Annotated in this window: 18 protein-coding genes; 12 read left to right on the top strand and 6 right to left on the bottom strand. The window is 72.4% G+C overall.

Going from position 1 to position 20,208, the window contains the following annotated elements; genetic code table 11:
• Positions 1-183 precede the first annotated feature (183 nt).
• Both SM793_RS09060 and SM793_RS09055 read left to right on the top strand, forming a co-directional pair.
• On the top strand, positions 184-1,527 hold the full coding sequence (locus SM793_RS09060) for an MFS transporter (RefSeq protein ID WP_413815902.1): 1,344 nt from the start codon (positions 184-186) through the stop codon (positions 1,525-1,527).
• Between the two features lie 175 nt (positions 1,528-1,702).
• A complete protein-coding gene (locus SM793_RS09055; protein WP_320437550.1) occupies positions 1,703-3,493 on the top strand; it encodes an LCP family protein in 1,791 nt (596 codons plus the stop codon).
• Between the two features lie 159 nt (positions 3,494-3,652).
• On the opposite strand, the gene SM793_RS09050 is transcribed toward SM793_RS09055, so the two are convergent.
• Positions 3,653-4,135, bottom strand: coding sequence for a hypothetical protein (locus SM793_RS09050; protein ID WP_078879960.1), 483 nt, complete (start codon positions 4,133-4,135; stop codon positions 3,653-3,655).
• Positions 4,136-4,602: 467 nt separating this feature from the next.
• Here SM793_RS09050 and hemL point away from each other — a divergent pair, with 467 nt between their 5' ends.
• The 7 genes from hemL to SM793_RS09015 all read left to right on the top strand — a co-directional run bounded on the left by hemL (position 4,603) and on the right by SM793_RS09015 (position 11,923).
• Positions 4,603-5,931, top strand: a complete 1,329-nt coding sequence (gene hemL, locus SM793_RS09045; protein WP_320437549.1) for a glutamate-1-semialdehyde 2,1-aminomutase — start codon at positions 4,603-4,605, stop codon at positions 5,929-5,931.
• A gap of 106 nt (positions 5,932-6,037) precedes the next feature.
• Positions 6,038-6,685 carry a histidine phosphatase family protein gene (locus SM793_RS09040; protein ID WP_320437613.1) on the top strand — a complete coding sequence of 216 codons (648 nt, stop codon included), beginning with the start codon at positions 6,038-6,040 and terminating at the stop codon, positions 6,683-6,685.
• Positions 6,686-6,979: 294 nt separating this feature from the next.
• Positions 6,980-7,594, top strand: coding sequence for a TlpA disulfide reductase family protein (locus tag SM793_RS09035; protein WP_320437548.1), 615 nt, complete (start codon positions 6,980-6,982; stop codon positions 7,592-7,594).
• A complete protein-coding gene (locus tag SM793_RS09030; protein WP_320437547.1) occupies positions 7,591-8,364 on the top strand; it encodes a cytochrome c biogenesis CcdA family protein in 774 nt (257 codons plus the stop codon). The genes SM793_RS09035 and SM793_RS09030 overlap by 4 nt, the downstream gene beginning before the upstream one ends.
• Before the next feature lie 3 nt (positions 8,365-8,367).
• Positions 8,368-10,254 (top strand): cytochrome c biogenesis protein ResB, encoded by a 1,887-nt coding sequence (locus SM793_RS09025; protein WP_320437546.1) that lies wholly within the window; start codon positions 8,368-8,370, stop codon positions 10,252-10,254.
• Positions 10,255-10,257: 3 nt separating this feature from the next.
• Complete coding sequence (gene ccsB, locus SM793_RS09020) at positions 10,258-11,391, top strand: c-type cytochrome biogenesis protein CcsB (protein WP_320437545.1); 1,134 nt, start codon at positions 10,258-10,260, stop codon at positions 11,389-11,391.
• Between the two features lie 124 nt (positions 11,392-11,515).
• A complete protein-coding gene (locus tag SM793_RS09015; RefSeq protein ID WP_320437544.1) occupies positions 11,516-11,923 on the top strand; it encodes a hypothetical protein in 408 nt (135 codons plus the stop codon).
• 64 nt (positions 11,924-11,987) lie between these two features.
• Here SM793_RS09015 and SM793_RS09010 read toward each other — a convergent pair whose 3' ends face one another.
• Complete coding sequence (locus tag SM793_RS09010) at positions 11,988-13,067, bottom strand: ScbA/BarX family gamma-butyrolactone biosynthesis protein (protein WP_320437543.1); 1,080 nt, start codon at positions 13,065-13,067, stop codon at positions 11,988-11,990.
• 361 nt (positions 13,068-13,428) lie between these two features.
• On the opposite strand from SM793_RS09010, the gene SM793_RS09005 reads away from it, so the two are divergent.
• Complete coding sequence (locus tag SM793_RS09005; protein WP_320437542.1) at positions 13,429-14,097, top strand: ScbR family autoregulator-binding transcription factor; 669 nt, start codon at positions 13,429-13,431, stop codon at positions 14,095-14,097.
• Here SM793_RS09005 and SM793_RS09000 read toward each other — a convergent pair.
• From SM793_RS09000 to SM793_RS08985, 4 genes are all read right to left on the bottom strand, one after another.
• Positions 14,067-14,717, bottom strand: coding sequence for a ScbR family autoregulator-binding transcription factor (locus SM793_RS09000; RefSeq protein WP_320437541.1), 651 nt, complete (start codon positions 14,715-14,717; stop codon positions 14,067-14,069). The genes SM793_RS09005 and SM793_RS09000 overlap by 31 nt on opposite strands.
• Before the next feature lie 247 nt (positions 14,718-14,964).
• On the bottom strand, positions 14,965-15,174 hold the full coding sequence (locus SM793_RS08995) for an acyl-CoA carboxylase subunit epsilon (protein ID WP_320437540.1): 210 nt from the start codon (positions 15,172-15,174) through the stop codon (positions 14,965-14,967).
• A gap of 77 nt (positions 15,175-15,251) precedes the next feature.
• Positions 15,252-16,853 carry an acyl-CoA carboxylase subunit beta gene (locus tag SM793_RS08990; protein WP_320437539.1) on the bottom strand — a complete coding sequence of 534 codons (1,602 nt, stop codon included), beginning with the start codon at positions 16,851-16,853 and terminating at the stop codon, positions 15,252-15,254.
• Between the two features lie 440 nt (positions 16,854-17,293).
• Positions 17,294-17,698, bottom strand: coding sequence for a PLD nuclease N-terminal domain-containing protein (locus SM793_RS08985; RefSeq protein ID WP_320437538.1), 405 nt, complete (start codon positions 17,696-17,698; stop codon positions 17,294-17,296).
• A gap of 137 nt (positions 17,699-17,835) precedes the next feature.
• Between SM793_RS08985 and SM793_RS08980 the strand changes: the two genes are divergently transcribed.
• Both SM793_RS08980 and mqnP read left to right on the top strand, forming a co-directional pair.
• Positions 17,836-19,293, top strand: a complete 1,458-nt coding sequence (locus SM793_RS08980; RefSeq protein ID WP_320437537.1) for a menaquinone biosynthesis decarboxylase — start codon at positions 17,836-17,838, stop codon at positions 19,291-19,293.
• The gene (gene mqnP / locus SM793_RS08975; RefSeq protein ID WP_320437536.1) at positions 19,290-20,195 is read left to right on the top strand and encodes a menaquinone biosynthesis prenyltransferase MqnP; all 906 of its coding nucleotides are present in this window, start codon (positions 19,290-19,292) and stop codon (positions 20,193-20,195) included. Before SM793_RS08980 ends, mqnP begins: the two co-directional genes overlap by 4 nt.
• Positions 20,196-20,208 lie beyond the last annotated feature (13 nt).

Here is a 20,208-nt window from a genome sequence, read left to right as displayed (position 1 = left end):
GACCCACCGGGAGACCCCGCCATGACCACGCATGCCACGACGACTCGCGCGTCGGCCACGACCGCGCCGACCACGACCACGACCACGTCGACCGCGACCGCGACCGCGCCGAGCAGGCCCGCGCCGAGCACGACCGCCTCCACCCGCTCACGGGCCCTCGCCCTGGCGGTGCTCTGCGCGGGGATGCTGATGATCGTCCTGGACGGCTCGATCGTCACCGTCGCCCTGCCGGCCATCCAGCAGGACCTCGGCTTCACCCCCGCCGGTCTGACCTGGACCGTCAACGCCTACCTGATCGCCTTCGCCGGGCTGCTCCTGCTCGCCGGCCGGCTCGGGGACCTCGTCGGACGCCGGAAGGTGTTCGTCGCCGGGCTGGTGGTGTTCACGGCGGCCTCGCTGCTGTGCGCCCTCGCCACCGGCCCGGAGCTGCTGATCGCCGCCCGCTTCCTGCAGGGCGTCGGCGGCGCCCTGGCCTCCTCGGTCAGCCTCGGCATGCTCGTCACGCTCTTCCCCGAGCCGGGCGAGCGAGGCCGCGCCATCGGCGCGTTCAGCTTCGTCGGCGCGGCCGGCGCGTCGATCGGCCAGGTGCTCGGCGGGGTCCTCACCGAGGCGCTGGACTGGCACTGGATCTTCCTGATCAACCTGCCGCTCGGCCTGACCGCCGCCCTGCTGGCGCTGCGCGTCCTGGCCCCCGACCGCGGCCCCGGGCTGCGGGCCGGCGCCGACACCCTGGGCGCGGTGCTGATCACGGCGGCGCTGATGCTCGGCATCTACACCGTCGTCGGCACCGCCGAGCACGGCTGGACCTCCGCGCGGACCCTCGGCCTCGGTGCGCTCGCGCTGGCCCTGCTGGCCGGCTTCCTGGTCCGGCAGGCCCTGGCCGCGACGCCGCTGCTGCCCCTGCGGATGTTCCGCTCGCGGGCCGTCTCCACCGCCAACGCGGTGCAGGTGCTGGTCATCTCCGGGATGTTCGGTTTCCAGGTCCTGGTGGCCCTCTACCTGCAGAACGTGCGTGGCTACGGGGCCGCCGCCACCGGTCTCGCCATGCTCCCGGCCGCCGTCGCCATCGGCGCCGTCTCCCTGCTGCTCTCCGCCCGGCTGAGCGCCCGGTTCGGCGAGCGCGCCGTCCTGCTGGCCGGCCTCGGACTGCTGGTCGCGGCGCTCGGCCTGCTGGCGCGGCTGCCCGCCGACGCGGGCTACCTCGTCGACCTGCTGCCGACCATGCTGCTCGTCGGCGGTGGCGGGCTGGTGCTCTCCGGACTGGCCGCGCTGGGCATGTCCGGCGCGGGCGAGGAGGACGCCGGGACGGCCTCCGGGCTGTTCAACACCACTCAGCAGGTCGGTGCCGCGCTCGGGGTGGCGGTGCTCTCGACCCTGGCCACCTCCCGCGGCGACGCCCTGGCCGCCGCCGGCCGGCCCGCGGCGGAGGCGCTCACCGGAGGCTTCCGGCTCGCCTTCACGGTCGCCGCCGGGCTGCTGGCCCTGGCCTTCGCCGTCACCGCGCTGCTGCCGCGTCCCAAGAAGTGAGGGCACCTCCGGGGCCGCCCGCGACCTCGCGGCCCCGGAGCGGGGACAGGGCGTTTCCGGTCGGCTTGTATGCTCCACCTGGCGCCGGGGTGGACGTCCTGGCCGCCGATCGTTCGAGGACACAGCCGTGAGAGGTGCGGGGATGTCGGGTCGCCGAGACAGGAGTCGGTCCAGCGTGGCCAGGCCGCGTTCGGAGGACCCGACCGGCTCGGCGGGTTCGGGCGCTCCCGCGAGCGGCTCCGCGGACGGCGCTGCGGCGGGCGGTCCCGGTACCGGTACGGCCGGCGCCGGTGGCTCGATCCCGGCGCCCAGGACCGGCGGCCGGGCCGAGGCCAGGCGCGCGGCCCAGGGCAGGGGCCGGGGCGGACCGGGCGGCGACGGCGGGCCGAACGGCTCGGGCCACCGCAAGGCCGGCGGGCGCGGCAAGAAGCCCGAGCGCAACCTCAAGAAGATCGTCGGCTGGACGGCCGTGGGCGCCCTGGTGCTCATAGCCGGGACCGGCGGGGTGATCTACTTCAAGCTCAACGGCAACATCAAGACCATCGACTCGGACGGGCTCAGCAAGGACCGCCCGCCGGAGTCCGCGGCGGACGCCAACGGCAACAAGCCGGTGAACATCCTGCTGATCGGCTCCGACAGCCGGGGCGCCGGCAACGCCGACCTCGGCGGCGGCGACGCCGAGGGCGCCCGCTCGGACACCACGATCCTGCTGCACGTCTACGCCGACCACAAGAACGCCATCGGCGTCTCGATCCCGCGCAACACCCTGGTGACCATCCCGCCCTGCAAGCTCCCCAACGGCAAGTGGACCAAGGAGCAGAAGGGCAAGGACATCCTGTTCAACGCCGCGTTCTCGCAGGGCGACTCCTCGGAGGGCAACGCCGCCTGCACCCAGAACACGGTGGAGAAGCTCACCGGGATCCGGGTCGACCACACCCTGGTGGTCGACTTCTCGGGCTTCGCGGCGATGACCAAGGCCGTGGGCGGCGTCGAGGTCTGCCTGCCCAAGGTCATCTACGAGAACGACATCAACCCGAACCTCCAGAAGAGGGGCGCCCAGGTCCTCCCGGCCGGACGGCAGAAGGTGGAGGGCCAGAAGGCGCTCGACTACGTCCGGCTGCGGCACGGCATCGGCGACGGCTCCGACATCGGCCGGATGAAACGCCAGCAGGCCTTCATGAGTTCGATGATCAGCACGGTGAAGAAGAAGGGCCTGGAGCCCACCACCCTGCTGCCGCTGGCCGACGCGGCCACCAAGTCGCTGCGGGTGGACGAGGGGCTCAACTCGGTCGACAAGCTGATGTCCTTCGCCCTCTCGCTGAAGAACATCGACCTGCACGACCTCAAGTTCGTGACCCCGCCGTGGCGTTTCAGCGACGCCAACCTCGACCTGGTGAAGCCCGACGTGGACCGGCTGTGGGAGGCGATCAAGGCCGACCGCACCCTGGACGGCAAGGACGCCACCGGCGAGCAGGCCGCCGCGCCCGCCGCACCGGAGGCCCCGGCGGCCACCCCGGAGGCCCCGCCGACCACCACCGCGCCGCCCGCGCGCACCACGGCGGCCCCGATCAGGGTCGCGGTCTACAACGGAACGACCGTCAACGGGCTGGGCGCCAAGGCGGGTGAGGCACTGAAGGCGGCGCAGTTCACCGTCACCGGCGTCAACCAGGCGAAGTCCACCAACAAGCTCACCACGACGATCGAGTACGGCGCCGGGCAGAAGGCCAACGCCGAGAAGGTCGCCGCGCTGTTCCCGGGGGCCACCCTCACCTCCACCACGGCGGCCGGCATCAGCGTCGTCCTCGGCAAGGACTACGCCGACGCCAACGGCGGCGCCGGCACGGCCGCCCCGGGCACCCCGGCGGCCCCGGCCGCCCCCGCCCCGCTGCCCAGCTCGGTCACCGACGAAGCCCGCTCGGCGGACGACGACATCTGCGCCAACACCAGCTACGGCTCCGGCGGCTGACCCCCCGACGCCTGTCCCTGCGCCTCGTCCCGACGCCTGTCCCGACGCCTGTCCCTGCGCCTCTCCGACGCCTGTCCTTGCGCCTCTCCCGAAACCGACGGGCGGGCCCCGGCGTGGTGCCGGGAGCCCGCCCGTCGAACGTTCCGCGAAGCCGGTGGGTCAGGGCCAGACCAGGCAGTACAGCTGGTGCCCCGCGTCGTGGAGGCGGTTGGCGAAGTCCTGCCACTCGTGCAGCATGCTGTAGATCACGAAGGCGTCGCGCGGGCCCCGGCGGTCGGGGACGGTGGACCAGATGAAGGCGGCGGCGCCGAGTTCGGTCTCGTCGGCCTTCCGCAGCGGTTCGACGACGTTGTGGGGGAGCTGGACGACGGCGTAGTCCGGGTGCAGCACGACCAGTTCCAGCGGGGGCACCTGGTGCAGCGGCACGCCCTGGATGCCGGTGAGGACCATCGCGCTCATGGTCTCCGGCTTGATCTTGGTGGAGAGATGGCCGTTGGGCGAGCCGCTGGTCTCCATCAGATCGCCGAGCCGGCCGAGCGAGCCGAGTTCGCCCGCGTCCAGGCCGAGCCCGCCGGGGCCCAGTGCGGTCGGGACCCGGGCCGCGGTCGCCCGGTCGGGTGCGCCGAAGTACTTGTACGTCACCCCCACGCGTCCCTCACCCCGCCTCTCACGGCCACGGCCGCCACGCCCCGTTCCCGCTCCCGTACCCCCGCGTGCGGTCTCGGCGGGCCGGCGGGGGCCACCCGCGGCCTCGTCGTAGCCGTCCTGCGCCTCGGACACTCGGACCATCCTCACCGGAATTCGCCGGAATCGACAGACCCCCGCACGCCCGGTGTCCTCCGGACGTGCTCCTTACCCGTCATGCGCCGCCGTACCCAGTCGCGGTACGCGGCAGTCCTCTTCACACCCCTGTATCGACCCGGAGTTCCTGCCCACCCTCGCGGCCGGCCGAACCCCGGAGACACTCCGGGTACATAGTCTGACTGGTCCGGGTGGCCGTTGCAGCCAGGGGCCCTGTTGTACGGATAACCGTACAGACTCGGGTGCCCGGATCATCGTTCCAGATGATGAGGTCCGACATGCAGAGGTGAAGGACACGATTTGAGACCATGTCTCCCGTGAGCTACCCCTACGAAGCCCCCCAGTCCCAGTCGCTCTTCGATCGTGCCTCGGTCGTCACGCCCGGCGGCGTGAACTCCCCGGTGCGCGCCTTCCGCGCCGTCGGCGGTACGCCGCGCTTCATGGTGTCCGGAACCGGCCCCTACCTGACCGACGCCGACGGCCGCGAGTACGTCGACCTGGTCTGCTCGTGGGGCCCGATGATCCTCGGCCACGCGCACCCCGCCGTCCTGGACGCGGTGCGGGACGCGGTCTCCCGCGGCACCTCCTTCGGCACGCCCGGGCAGGGCGAGGTCGAGCTGGCCGAGGAGATCGTCGCCCGGATCGCCCCGGTCGAGCAGGTCCGCCTGGTCTCCTCCGGCACCGAGGCCACCATGTCGGCGATCCGGCTGGCCCGGGGCTTCACCGGCCGGGCCAAGGTCGTGAAGTTCGCCGGCTGCTACCACGGCCACGTGGACGCGCTGCTGGCCGCCGCCGGATCCGGGCTCGCCACCTTCGGCCTGCCGGACACCCCGGGCGTCACCGGCGCCCAGGCCGGCGACACCATCGTGCTGCCGTACAACGACCTCGCCGCCGTCGAGGCGGCCTTCCGGGCCAACCCCGGCGAGATCGCCTGCGTGATCACCGAGGCCTCGCCCGGCAACATGGGCGTCGTCCCGCCGCTGCCCGGCTTCAACGGCGGCCTGGCCCGGCTCTGCCGGGAGAACGGCGCGCTGTTCGTCTCCGACGAGGTGATGACCGGCTTCCGCGTGTCGAAGGCGGGCTGGTACGGCCTGGAGGCGGCGCACGAGGGCTGGGCGCCCGACCTGCTGACCTTCGGCAAGGTCATGGGCGGCGGCTTCCCGGCGGCGGCCTTCGGCGGTCGCGCCGACGTGATGGGCCACCTCGCCCCGGCCGGCCCGGTCTACCAGGCCGGCACGCTCTCCGGGAACCCGATCGCCACCGCGGCCGGCCTGGCCCAGCTGCGGGGCTGCACCGACGAGGTCTACACGGCCGTCGACCGGGTCGCCGCCGAGGTCTCCGGCCTGGTCTCCGCCGCGCTCGCCAAGGAGGGCGTGACGCACCGGCTGCAGACCGCCGGGAACATGTTCTCGGTGTTCTTCACCGAGGACGCCGTGACCGACTACGACGGGGCGAAGGCCCAGGAGTCCTTCCGCTTCACCGCGTTCTTCCACGCGATGCTCTCCCGGGGCGTCTACCTGCCGCCGTCCGCCTTCGAGTCCTGGTTCGTCTCCTCGGCGCACGACGAGCGGGCGATCGAGCGGATCGCCGCCGCCCTGCCCGCCGCCGCCCGGGCCGCCGCCGAAGCCACCGCCTGAGCCACCGCCTGAGCCACCGCCCGGGCCCACCGGCCCAGCGACCAGCCCTTACGAGTCCCAGGAGTACTGAGAAGTGAGCGCCAAGGACATCACCGTCGTCCATCTGATGCGGCACGGTGAGGTGCACAACCCGGAGGGCGTCCTCTACGGCCGTCTCCCGGGCTACCGGCTGTCCGAACTGGGCCGGGAGATGGCCGAGCGGGTCGCCGAGGACCTGGCCGGGCGGGACATCACCCACGTGGTGGCGTCCCCGCTGGAGCGCGCCCAGGAGACCGCCACGCCGATCGCCCGGTCCCACGGTCTGGACCTCGCGTCGGACGAGCGGCTGATCGAGGCGGAGAACATCTTCGAGGGCAGGACCTTCGGAGTGGGCGACGGCTCGCTGCGCAACCCGTCCTACTGGAAGTACCTCACCAACCCGTTCAAGCCCTCCTGGGGCGAGCCGTACCTGGAGCAGGCGGTGCGGATGATGGGCGCGCTGGCCGCCGCCCGGGACGCCGCGCGGGGGCACGAGGCGGTCTGCGTGAGCCACCAGCTGCCGATCTGGATCGTCCGCTCCTTCGTGGAGCGGCGCCGGCTCTGGCACGACCCGCGCAACCGGCAGTGCTCGCTGGCCTCGCTGACCAGCTTCACCTACGAGGGCGACCGGATCGTCTCGGTGGGCTACCGCGAGCCGGCCCGCGACCTGCTGCCGGCCCATCTGGTCGGCAAGGGCGGCAAGAGCAAGCCGGTGGGCAAGAGCTTCGGCGCCTGACGCCGGCTCCGGGGCCGGTCAGGGGCGGGCCGGCGGGTCAGCGGGCCGAGCCTGCGCCGGTCGGGCGCCGATCCGGGGGTGTCCGGGGGTGTCCGGTTCCGGGTACGCCGAGGAGGCCCGGACGATCGGAACGGTGCTCATGGTTCCCGATTCGGTGTAAGAGCCGTGTGAGTAAGACCTGGGTCACACTCCCGCGACACCCCGCAGTGCGATCCCACCGCAGGTCAGAGGGGGTCCGGCAGACAATGCCGGACCCCCCGGTACCTGCCCGTGACTCCATGCGAAACTTTTCACATGTCTGGCACGACGCGCCTCCGTCCCCGTCTCGCCGCCGCCGCGGTCACCGCCGCCGCAGCCGCGCTGGTCCTCACCGCCTGCAGTTCCTCCGGCTCCTCGGCCAGTGGTGACGGACAGATCGGTTTCGTCACCGCCAAGGGCAGCAACATCTCCACCGCCGCCGTCGGCCACCGCCAGGAAGCGCCCGACATCGGCGGTGACACCCTGGAGGGCGCCCCGGCCAAGCTCTCCGACTACCGGGGCAAGGTCGTCGTGCTGAACGTCTGGGGCTCCTGGTGCGGCCCGTGCCGCTCGGAGGCCGACGACCTCCAGCGGATCTGGGACAAGTACAAGGACCAGGGCGTGCAGTTCCTCGGGATCAACACCCGGGACACCGAGATCAAGAACGCCGTCCGCTTCGAGCAGGAGAAGGGCGTCACCTTCCCCAGCATCTACGACCCGGCCGGCGCCCAGCTGCTCAAGTTCCCCAAGGGCAGCCTCAACCCGCAGTCCATCCCGACCACCCTGGTGATCGACCGGGACGGCCGGCTCGCCGCCCGGGCCGTCGGCGGCCAGACCGACGACGCCCTCGAGACGATGCTCCAGCCGGTGCTGGCGGAGCAGCAGCGGTGAACGGGACGCTGCAGCTCGCCGACAACATCGGGACCATCCAGAGCGGGGCGCTGCTGGTCGCGGCGCCGATCGCGCTGGCGGCGGGCCTGGTGTCGTTCTTCTCGCCCTGCGTGCTGCCGCTCGTCCCCGGCTACCTCTCCTACGTGACCGGCTTCTCGGCCGCCGACCTCGCCGACGCGCGCGGGGCCCGGCGCGGGCGGATGCTGGCCGGCGCGGGGCTGTTCATCCTCGGCTTCACCGCCGTCTTCGTCTCCAGCGGCGCGCTGTTCGGCCAGTTCGGCGACACGCTCAAGGAGCACCAGGCGGTCATCAGCAAGGTGCTCGGGGCGCTCACCATCGTGATGGGCCTGGCCTTCATGGGGCTGGTGCCCGGCCTGAGCATGCGCGAGGTGCGCACCCACCGCCGCCCGGTGGTCGGGCTGCTCGGCGCGCCGCTGCTCGGTGTGGTCTTCGGGGTCGGCTGGACCCCGTGCATGGGGCCGACCCTGGCCACCGTCACCAACCTCGCGCTCAACCAGGCCGACGCCCGGCGCGGTGCGCTGCTGATGGTCTTCTACTGCCTGGGCCTCGGCGTACCGTTCATCGTGGCCGCGCTGGCCTTCCGCCGGGCGCTGGGCGCCTTCGGCTGGGTGAAGCGGCACTACCCGCTCGTCATGCGGATCGGCGGCGGCATGCTCGTCGTGGTCGGTCTGCTGCTGGTCACCGGAGTCTGGGACGCCATGGTGAGTGACCTGCAGAACCAGTTCGCCGGCTTCCAGATCGGAATCTGACCCGTGACCAACACGACGACCGACCGTGAACGGGTCGGTGACCCGGCGCAGCGCGCCACCGAGGAAGCCGCCGAGCGGCTCACCACCGCCCCGGCCGAGTCCGACGGCCCGACCGGTATCGGCGTGGTCGGCTGGCTGCGCTGGATGTGGCGCCAGCTGACCTCGATGCGGGTCGCGCTGATCCTGCTCTTCCTGCTCTCGCTGGCGGCCATCCCCGGCTCGCTGATCCCGCAGAACGGTCAGAACCAGTTCAAGGTCGAGACCTGGAAGGCGCAGCACACCACGGTCGCGCCGATCTACCAGAAGCTCCAGCTGTTCGACGTCTACAGCTCGGCCTGGTTCTCCGCGATCTACATCCTGCTGTTCGTCTCGCTGGCCGGCTGCATCGTGCCGCGCACCTGGCAGTTCGTCGGGGTGCTGCGCTCCCGGCCGCCGGCGGCGCCGCGCAACCTGACCCGGATGCCGGTGTACGCGGCCTGGCGGACGGACGCGGACGCCGCGGCCGTCAACGCCGCCGCCCACCGGCTGCTGCGCGGGCGGCGCTTCCGGGCGCACCTGGACGGCGGCGCGGTGGCGGCCGAGAAGGGCTATCTGCGCGAGGTCGGCAACCTGGTCTTCCACCTGTCGCTGTTCGCGCTGCTCGGCGGCTTCGCCTGGGCGAGCCTGGCCAGCGGCACCGGCGGCAAGCTGCTGGTCGAGGGCGAGGGCTACTCGAACACGATCACCCAGCTCGACGACTTCACCGGCACCCGGTTCTACGGGACCGAGGACCTCGACCCCTTCTACGTGAAGCTGAACAGGTTCACCTCGAAGTTCCAGAGCAACGGCTCGCAGATCGGCAGCGCGCGGGAGTTCACCGCGAACGTCGACTACTACGAGGGCAGCGACCCGGCGAAGCTCAAGCAGGGGAAGATCGAGGTCAACCACCCGCTGGAGATCGGCGGCAGCAAGTTCTTCCTGATCGGGCACGGCTACGCCCCGCGGATCACCGTGCACAACGCCGCCGGCGACGTGGTCTACACCGGCGCCACCCCGTTCCTGCCGCAGGACGGCAACCTGACCTCCACCGGCGTCATCAAGGTCTCCGACTACGGGGACAAGGACGGGAAGCGCACCCAGCTGGGCCTGTCCGGCTTCTTCCTGCCGACCGCCCCGGTGGCCTTCGACCGGAACACCGGCCCGCGCTCGCTGTTCCCCGGTGACGCGGACCCGGTGCTCGTGCTCAACGCCTACGCGGGCGACCTGGGCACCGACTCCGGCCTGCCGCAGAACATCTACCAGCTCAACACGAAGAACCTGACCCAGCTCCAGCAGGACGGCCAGCCGGCCAAGGTCCGGATGAAGCCGGGCGAGGTCTGGGAGCTGCCGGACGGCTACGGCTCGGTCACCTTCGAGGGCTACCGGCACTGGGCCAGCTTCAATGTCTCGCACCGTCCGGGGAACGTGATCGCGCTGACCGGCGCGGTGCTGGCGATCGCCGGCCTGATCGGCTCGCTGTTCATCCAGCGGCGCCGGATCTGGGTGCGGGCGGTGGCCCTGCCGGGCGGCGGCACGCAGGTCGAACTGGCCGGGCTGGGCCGGAGCGAGTCGGCGAAGATCGCCGAGGAGCTGGCCGCGCTCGCGGTGGACCTCCAGGACGACGCCCCGGCGCTCGACGACGAGCCCGGTAACGAGCCCGAGCCCGAGCCCGAGCCCGGTAACGAGCCCGAGTCCGGGAACGAGCCCGGTAACGAGTCCGGGAACGAGCCCGAGTCCGGGAACGAGCCCGGTAACGAGTCCGGGAACGAGCCCGAGTCCGAGGACGGCTCCGAGGACGGCTCGGCGGAGGCCGACGAGGCCTCGGCATCCGCAGAATCCGCAGTTCCCGCCGATCAGAACTCCAAGGAGTAGACGGTGCACCTCGCCTCGTCGGTCGACCCGCAGCTGGCCGACCTGTCCAACAAGCTGATCTACTCGGCGATGGCGGTCTACCTGATCGCCATGTTCGCCTACATGTTCGAGTGGACCTTCGGTGCCAAGGGCACCGTCGCCGTCCGCTCCACCGAGCAGGCGGGCCTGGCCGGGACCGTCGCCGCGGCGGAGGCCGCGGCCAAGGGCGCCAAGAAGGTCACCGTCACCGTCGCCTCGGCCGGCGGCGGCACCACCACGCTCACCCGCACGGCGCTGGCCGGCGAGGGCGCGACGGTGGTGACCAGCGGGCGCGGCGACGAGGAGGTCGACGGCCCCGGCGCGGCCGGCACCAGCGAGAGGGCCGACCTGTCCGGCCGGATCGCGGTCTCGCTCACCGTCCTCGGCCTGCTGCTGCACGTGGGCGGCGTCCTCACCCGCGGCCTCTCGGTGTCCCGCTGGCCGTGGGGCAACATGTACGAGTTCTCCTGCGCCTTCGCGCTCGCCATGACGCTGGCCTTCGTCGGCCTGCTGCTCGCGAAGAAGCAGGTCCGCTGGCTCGGCCTGCCGGTCACCCTGGCCGTCGTGCTCACCCTCGGCATCGCGACCGAGGTGCTGTACACCGAGTCCGAGCAGCTCGTCCCGGCCCTGCACTCGTACTGGCTGGCGATCCACGTCTCCACCGCGATCGTCTGCGGCGGCGCCTTCTACGCGGCGTTCATCACGACCCTGCTCTACCTGGGCAAGGACTCCTTCGACAGGCGGACGGCGGCCGGCCTGGCCAAGGGCCCGCTCGGCACCTCGCCGTCGATCTGGCGCCGGCTGCCCGCCGCCTCGACCCTGGACAAGCTGTCCTACCGGATCAACGCGCTGGTCTTCCCGCTCTGGACCTTCACCATCATCGCGGGCGCGATCTGGGCCGAGGCCGCCTGGGGCAAGTACTGGGAGTGGGACCCGAAGGAGACCTGGTCGTTCATCACCTGGGTCGCCTACGCGTGCTACCTGCACGCCCGCGCCACGGCCGGCTGGAAGGGACGCAAGGCCGCCTACCTGGCCCTCGGCGCCTTCGCCTGCTGGCTGTTCAACTACTACGGCGTGAACATCTTCGTGACCGGCAAGCACTCCTACGCGGGGCTCTGACCGGAACGGAACCACCCACCGGCCCGGCGCTCCAGACGAGGAAGCCGGGCCGAGGTGCGACGGGGGTAGTGCGTGCCGGGCCACCCGGTCCGGCACGGGGAGGAACTGAGGAGGAAATCGCGCAATGGAGTGCGACGAGGTCATGCTGACCGTCCGAATCACCGCCGCCGAGCAGCTGCTGCTCCGCCGGCTCGCCCAGGGGCACCGCAGCGACGTGTCCGAGGTGGTGGCCGACGCTCTGCTGGACATCATCCCGACGTTCGTCTCGCCGGCCGACGCCCACCGGCTGCTGGGAGCCCTCGCGGCCCCCGCGCCGTGCGCGCTGACCGTCTGGCTGCCGACGCCGCTGGCCGACCTGCTGGTGCCGGGCGCGGCCCGGATCGCCCAGGTGACGCAGGTGCGGATCGGTTCGGCCAGCGCGATGCTGGGCGCCGCGCTGCGGCTCTGGCTGACGCAGGACCCGGGGCGGCTGGCGGAGAACCTCAGCGTGATGCACGCGGGGCGGCCGTCGTCGGCGCTGGTGGCGGCCTGACCCGGCCGGGACAGCGGGGCGGGGCGCCGGCAGACCGGGGGAGCGGGGAAGCGGGGGCGCCGGTTCAGCTGGCGAGCGGCAGACCGCGGCGGGCGGGGGCCGGGGCCGCCGCGGCCTTGCCGCCGCCGGCGGGGGCACCGTCGGCCGGGGCTCCGATCAGCCGGACCTCGGCCACCGTGCGGCCGTCCTGGACCAGGACGACCCGCACGGGCGCCCGGCGTCCGCCGCGGCCGTCCTGACCGGACTCCGGCCCGGCCTCCTGGACGACCCGCACCACACAGGGGCGGTCCGGTGCGATCGGGTCGTGGAAGGCCGTCACCAGGTCCACCGGCACCACCCGGTCCGGGTGGTGCAGACGCTGGGCGGCCTGCCGGGCGGCCTCCAGGACGAGCATTCCGGGCAGGTGCCCCGGCGCCGGGTCCATCGGGTCGAACAGCACCGGGTGGGCGGCGTCGGCGCGCAGCAGCCAGCTGCCGGGCAGCAGCGCGGGGCCGAGCACCACGTCGGCGGCCTGCTGGCGGCCCACCAGTTCCGGCGCCACGACCTGCTCCGGGATCCGCGGCGGGGCGGCCGGGCGGCCGGGGCCGCGCAGCCGGTCGTAGGCGGCGGGGGAGAGGATCCGCAGGCCCCCGACACCGCGGCCGACCGGGCGGCCGTCGCGTTCGATCTCCGCGTGCACCCGCAGCGCGACCAGCCGGCCGTGCCGCATCCGGACGTCGTGGCAGCTGATCCTGAGCATCAGCTCGGTGGGGGCGGCGCCGACCGCCAGGCCGTCGAGTCCGGCCGGGCCGAGGGTGTAGCCGAGTTCGTCGAGGACGGCGTGGTGGTCGTGGGGGACGCCGAAACCGGCATGCCCGACCAGCAGGGCGGCCTGCCTGACGGTTTCGGCCATCAGCACCGGGTCGTGGTGCCGGTCGCCGGGCAGCCGGTAGAAGCCGTGCAGCCGGGGCCACTGGGCGCCCAGCAGGAAGTCGTACGGGCCGGTGGACTGCCAGCCGGTGATGAGTACTTCGGCGACCGAGGAGCGGTGGACCAGTTGGCGGGAGACGGTCCGTTCGTGGAAGTCGTAGCGGCGCGGGCTGGGATGCGCGGGGCCGGGGTGGGGATACGGGGCGTCGCCGTCCATCGCGGTGAACACTGGCATGACTGGCCCCACTCCCGGGTGTCGGTCGGCCGGCCGTACGGGCGGCCTGGGCAAAACATACAGGCCACCCGGTTTCTGCTCGTTCCGCGGGGTGGCCGCCCGCGCGCGCCCGACGGGTTCACCGTACCCGGGTCCCGGCCTGCGGCAACGTCCGGGCGGCCCGCCCAGGACCTTGGACGGGGGTCGGTCCCCTCTGGACGGCGGGGGTCGGACAGGGGCTAGATTAGATACCAACCATGCGGTTTCGGGCGGGCGCGGCGCGCCACCGACGGTCCGCAGAGGCGCCGCACCATCGACGACGGCGCCGTGACAGCAACCGGGCGAGCCGGAGCTCGCCACGGCCGGGGGCCGGAGGGACCGAGTGGCCAAGCAGGAACGGGCGGGGCGGACCAGGCAGGCCGTGCTGCTCGCGGCGGCGGACACCTTCGCCGACGCGGGCTTCGAGTCGGCGAGCCTGGTCGACATCAGCCGCCGGGCGGGTGTCAGCAAGGGCGCGCTCTACTTCCACTTCGTCTCCAAGCAGGCGCTCGCGGACGGGGTCCGCACCGCGGCCGCCGACACCATCGGCCTGGCCGTGCTGCGGGCGCTGCGCGGCCGGGGACCGGCCGTCCAGGAACTCCTCGACCTCACCCACGAACTGGCCCGGCTGCTGCGCGAGGACGTGGTCGTCCGGGCCGGTGTGCTGCTCGGCCTCGGCGGACGCCCGGCCGGCTGCGGGGTGGGGGCGGTGGTGTCGCCGGCCGGTTCGCCGCCGGAGCCCTCGGCGGACGCGTGGTGGAGCCTGACCGCCGTCTTCCGCACCCTGCTCGACCGCGCCGCCGCCGCCGGCGAGCTGCGGCCCGGGCTGGACCGGGAGCAGGCGGCCGGGCTGCTGACCACCCTGGCGGCCGGGCTGGTGTTGTTCGCCGCCGAGTCCACCGGCCGGCTGGCCGCCGAGGCGGTGGGCGGTCTCTGGACGGCGGCCCTGCCGTCCCTCGTCCCCGCCGACCGGGTGGCGGACTACCGGATCCGGGCCGCCCGGGGTGCCTGACCCCGGTCCCGGTCGAAGTCGAAGGTGTTCAGCCGGGCGAGGGTCCGCGGCTCGACCAGTCCGGGCAGCAGCAGCGTCCAGAGGTCGGCCATCCGTCGCAGCAGGTCCTTGCGGTCGGTCAGGACCTGCGAGCTGAGCTGGATGCCGGTCACCGCGCCGGTGATCACGCCCGCGGCGGCCTCCGGCCGCACCCCAGGCCGCAGTTCGCCGGCGTCCCGGGCCCGCTCCAGCAGCTCCCGCGCCGCGTCCGTCCAGCCCTGGTAGGCGCCGATCTGCGGCTGGGTGAAGGTGCCGTGCTCGATGGTCAGCCGGATCGAGCCGCGCAGCAGCGGGTCGTCCAGCAGCGAGTGGGCGAAGGCGTGTCCGAGGTCGATCACGGTCTGCATCGGGCTGTCGGAGGTCGGCTGCCAGGTGGCCAGCCAGGCGCCCTGGCCCTCGATCACGGCGAGCGCCAGCTCCTCCTTGGACGGGAAGTGGAAGTAGAGCGCGCCCTTGGTGACCCCGGCCCGGTCCAGGATCTCGGCCATGGTGGCGCCCGCGTAGCCGCGCTCGTCGAACACCTCGGCCGCGGCGCGCAGCACCGTCTGGCGGGTCGCCAGCGCGCGGGCCTGCCTGGCCATCGCAGTCTCCCTGGTGGTTCCGGTCGTCAGCTGCTGGATCCTACGGGGGCGGGCCGGGCGGCGGCCCGCGTACCGTCCGGTAGGGACCCTTTCGAGCCGTTTCGGGCGGCAGTGCGGAGTTCCGGCCCCCGCCGGCCCCGCCCCGGCTGAGCCCCCTGCCCGGGGAACGCCGTCGGCCGGCCACCCCGGTACTGCGGGTGGCCGGCCGACGGCCGAGCGGTCTCCGTGCGGGCCCTCGGGCGAGGCGTCAGGCGGCCCACTGCCAGCTGACCGGCGAGAAGTACGCCGGACGGCGCTCCAGGCGCTGCCAGTTGGCGATCGGCTCGACCGGCGAGGCGGCGGCCGCCTGCTGGGCGGCCGCGGCGCGGGCCATCAGCACGGCGGTCAGGGCGGCGAGCTCCTCGTCGGAGAGCGAGCCGCGGACGATTCGGACGAGTGGTTCGGCGGAAGCGGTCATGGTCCGGTTTTCTCCCGGCGGAAGTGGTGAGTGGGCGTCGGCGCGGCCGGCCGTACTGCTGGGGCCGGGCGGCGCCGCTACATCGGAGGGTTGCCGTGCTTGCGGCTCGGCAGGTCCGCGTGCTTGGTGCGCAGCATCGCCAGCGAGGACGCCAGGACCTGGCGGGTCTCGGCGGGGTCGATGACGTCGTCCACGAGGCCGCGCTCGGCCGCGTAGTACGGGTGCATCAGCTCGCTCTTGTATTCCTTGATCTTCTGGTTGCGCATCGCGTCCGGGTCGTCGGCGGCGTTGATGTCCCGGCGGAAGATCACGTTGGCGGCGCCCTCGGCGCCCATGACGGCGATCTCGTTGGTCGGCCAGGCGTAGGAGAGGTCGGCGCCGATCGAGCGGGAGTCCATGACGATGTAGGCACCGCCGTAGGCCTTGCGCAGGATGAGCTGGATCCGCGGCACGGTCGCGTTGCAGTAGGCGTAGAGGAGCTTGGCGCCGTGCCGGATGATGCCGTCGTGCTCCTGGTCGACGCCGGGCAGGAAGCCGGGGACGTCGAGCATGGTGACCAGGGGGATGTTGAAGGCGTCGCACATCTGGACGAAGCGCGCGGCCTTCTCGCTGGCGTTGATGTCCAGGACGCCGGCCAGCGACTGCGGCTGGTTGGCGATGATGCCGGTGACGTGGCCGTCGATCCGGGCGAGCACGCAGAGCACGTTGGTGGCCCAGCGCTCGTGGACCTCCAGGTACTCGCCGTGGTCGACGATCTCCTCGATGACCTTGCGCATGTCGTACGGCCGGTTGCCGTCGGCCGGCACCAGGTCGAGCAGGGTCTCGTTGCGGCGGTCCACCGGGTCGTCGTTGACGACGGGCGGGGGCATCTCGCGGTTGTTCTGCGGCAGCAGCGAGAGGAGGTAGCGGACCTCCTCGATGCAGGACTGCTCGTCGTCGTAGACGAAGTGCGAGACGCCGGAGACACCCGCGTGGACGTCGGCGCCGCCGAGGCCGTTCTGGCTGATCTTCTCGCCGGTGACGGCCTGGACGACGTCCGGACCGGTGATGAACATCTGCGAGGTCTCGCGGACCATGAAGACGAAGTCGGTCAGGGCCGGGGAGTAGGCCGCGCCGCCGGCGCACGGGCCGAGCATCACCGAGATCTGCGGGATCACGCCGGACGCCTTGGTGTTGCGCTGGAAGATGCCGCCGTAGCCGGCCAGCGCGGTGACGCCCTCCTGGATGCGGGCGCCGGCGCCGTCGTTGAGCGAGACCAGCGGGGCGCCGGCCGCGATGGCCATGTCCATGATCTTGTGGATCTTCTGCGCGTGGGCCTCGCCGAGCGCGCCGCCGAAGATCCGGAAGTCGTGGGCGTAGGTGAAGACCGTCCGGCCGTGCACGGTGCCCCAGCCGACGATCACGCCGTCGGTGTGCGGCTTCTTCGCCTCCAGCCCGAAGCCGGTGGCCCGGTGCCGGCGCAGCGGCTCGACCTCGCGGAACGAGCCCTCGTCGAGCAGGAGGTCGATCCGCTCGCGGGCGGTCAGCTTGCCCTTGGCGTGCTGGGCCTCGGTGGCCTTCTCGCTGGGACCCCGGCGGACCTGCTCGCGGAGTTCGTGCAGTTCCGCGACTCTTCCCCGGACGTCCGTGGGGATCTCCGGGACGTCGTCGTCGACCGGCGCCTGGTGCACAACCGTCATCTCGAACCACTCCAAAGGTGAGGGAACTGTCCGACAGCCAACGTCTGCGATGCCCCCGGCTGCGAATCACTTCTTCACTTATGACTGTACGAGGGGCCGCGCGCTGGTTTCGGCGTCGATTCCGTACAAGGTCGCGTCCGTTTAGATGTCAGGGCTGCACAGAAAGCGAAGCGTTTCAGCCCGTCCGGCCGGTAGCTGTTCGATTACCCCGAGCTGTCGTCCAGATGGCGGTCAGGTGAGCGCAACCCGAGGAAACACGCAGGTCACAGCTGCCACCGTCGAGGACGGCCGGGTTTTGCGAGGGGGCGTCCGCGGGACGCCTGGTGCGGCGGTGAAGGCCGTGCCGGCGGGCCGGTGGTGTCCGACCAGTCGTAGGGATGCACCAAAAAGACCGCAGCCCACCCGGTGGATGCCGGGTGGGCTGTCCGAGCGACGGAGGCTCAGCCCCGACGGCCTTCGTCCGGGTCGTCCTCGCCGCGCAGCTCGTTCTCGCGGCGGCGCAAATCCGCCTCCCACTGCTTGAGCATGTCCTCGTGCTCGTTGTTGTGCTTCTTCAACGAGGCGAGGAACTCGGGGTTGTCGTCCGGCGCGACCGGCCGGCCGTCACGGCGGGGAGCGTACGCCGGGCCGTCGGCACCGCCGCCCGCCGGCGCGGTCCGCAGGGCGCCGCGCTGCTTGCCGGCCACCAGCCAGGCGATCGAGCCCACGAGCGGGAAGAGCAGCACGATGATCACCCAGACCACCTTGGGCAGGTGCTTCACCTCGTCCTCGGGCGTGGTCAGACAGTCGATGAAGGCCCACACCCACAGGGCGAGCGGGAGTACGAAGGTCAGGATCCTCAGCACGGCGGCGGTCTCCCCCGGGTGACGTCGGTGGCGGGCGGGCGCGTTCTCACGGCGGCGGGCCGGTCCGTCGGGCGGTGCGCCGCTTCGAGGGGGCCCTTGACACAGGCCAGGCTAGCGGGTGGCGGATACTGGCAGGCATGGCATACGACGATCTCCGCTCGTTCCTGCGGGCGCTCGACCGCGAAGGCGACCTCAAGCGGATCAAGGCGGAGGTGGACCCCTATCTGGAGATCGGCGAGATCGTCGACCGGGTGCAGAAGGCCAAGGGCCCGGCCCTGCTGTTCGAGAACGTCAAGGGCTCGTCGATGCCGCTGGCGATGAACGTCTTCGGCACCGAGCGCCGGCTCTCCAAGGCGCTCGGCCTCAAGGGCCCGGAGGAGATCGCCGACCGGATCTCCGGCCTGCTGAAGCCGGAGCTGCCGCAGGGCTTCACCGGCTTCCGGGACGCCTTCGGCAAGCTGGCCTCGATGGCCCACGTGCCGCCGAAGAGCGTGAAGTCCGGCGACGCGCCCGTGCACGAGGTGGTGCTCACCGGTGAGGACGTCGACCTGGACGATCTGCCCGCGCTGTTCACCTGGCCGCTGGACGGCGGCTCCTTCTTCAACCTGGGACTGACCCACACCAAGGATCCGGACAGCGGCATCCGCAACCTCGGGCTCTACCGGCTCCAGCGGCACGACCGCCGCACCATCGGCATGCACTGGCAGATCCACAAGGACAGCCGCAACCACGCCGCGGTGGCCGCCAGGCGCGGCGAGCGGCTGCCGGTCGCGATCGCCTTCGGCTGCCCGCCGGCCGTCACCTACGCCGCCACCGCGCCGCTGCCGGGCGACATCGACGAGTACCTGTTCGCCGGCTTCGTCGCGGGCGAGCGGGTGCGGATGGTGGACTGCAAGACCGTCCCGCTGCAGGTCCCGGCCGACGCCGAGGTGGTCCTGGAGGGCTGGCTGGAGCCGGGCGAGATGCTGCCCGAGGGGCCGTTCGGCGACCACACCGGCTTCTACACGCCGCAGGAGCCGTTCCCGGCGCTGACGATCGACTGCGTGACGATGCGCCGCCGTCCGATCCTGCAGTCCATCGTGGTCGGCCGGCCGCCGACGGAGGACGGCCCGCTGGGCAAGTTCACCGAGCGCTTCTTCCTGCCGCTGCTGAAGATCATCATCCCGGACATCGTCGACTACGACCTGCCCGAGGCCGGCGGCTTCCACAACTGCGTGATCGTCTCGATCGACAAGAAGTACCCGAAGCACGCCCAGAAGACCATGCACGCCATCTGGGGCGCGCACATGATGTCGCTGACCAAGCTGATCATCGTGGTGGACTCCGACTGCGACGTCCACGACTACCAGGAGGTCGCCTGGCGGGCCTTCGGCAACGTCGACTACAGCCGCGACCTCACCGTGGTCGAGGGCCCGGTCGACCACCTCGACCATGCCTCCTACCAGCAGTTCTGGGGCGGTAAGGCGGGTATCGACGCGACCCGCAAGCTGCCCGAGGAGGGCTACACCCGCGACGGCGGCTGGCCCGAGATGGTCTCCTCCGACCCCGGGACCGCCGCCCTGGTGAGCCGGCGCTGGAAGGAGTACGGCCTGTGAGCACCGCCGCCGCACTCCCCGAGGCCCCGCCCGGCAAGGTCAAGTCCTTCCTGCGGCTGGTGATGATCGAGCACTCGGTCTTCGCCCTGCCGTTCGCCTACATCGCGGCGCTGACGGCGATGTTCCGGTTCGACGGGCGGGTGCACTGGGGCGAGCTGTTCGTCGTCACGGTCTGCATGGTCGGGCTCCGGACCTTCGCCATGGCGGCGAACCGGATCATCGACCGGGAGATCGACGCCCGCAACCCGCGGACGGCCGGGCGCGAACTCGTCACTGGCGCGGTGTCCCTGAGGACCGCGTACGTCGGCTCCGCGGTCGCCCTGGTGGTCTTCCTGGGCGCTGCCGCGCTGCTGAACCCGCTCTGCCTCGCGCTGGCGCCGGTCGCCGTGGTGCCGATGGTGGTCTACCCGTACGGCAAGCGGTTCACCGACTTCCCGCAGGCGATCCTCGGCCTGGCCCAGGCGATGGGTCCGGTGGGCGCCTGGCTGGCCGTCACCGGCACCTGGTCCTGGGACGCGGTCGTGCTCGGCGCGGCGGTCGGCATCTGGATCGGCGGGTTCGACCTGATCTACGCCTGCCAGGACGTCGCCTCCGACCGGGCGGGCGGGGTGCGCTCGGTGCCGGCCCGGTTCGGCATCCCGGCCGCGATCCGCGGCGCGCGCGGCTGCCATGTGCTCACCACGCTGCTGCTCGGCTGGTACGCGGTGCTCACCGACGCGGGTGCCGCGTTCTGGACCGGTCTGCTGGTGGTGGCCGGCGCCTTCGTCTACGAGCACACCATCGTGAAGCCGAACGACCTGTCCCGGCTGAACCGGGCGTTCTTCCAGGCCAACGGCTTCGTCGGCATCTCGCTGTTCTTCTTCGCGCTGGTGGACCTGGTGGTGCGCGGCCTCGGTATCTGAGGCCGCGCCCCGC

Origin of the sequence: Kitasatospora purpeofusca, assembly GCF_034043715.1 — a bacterium.
In the GTDB taxonomy this organism is placed as follows: domain Bacteria; phylum Actinomycetota; class Actinomycetes; order Streptomycetales; family Streptomycetaceae; genus Kitasatospora; species Kitasatospora purpeofusca_A.
Note: the sequence above shows the minus strand (reverse complement) of the source record. Positions and strands in the feature narration are given on the sequence as shown.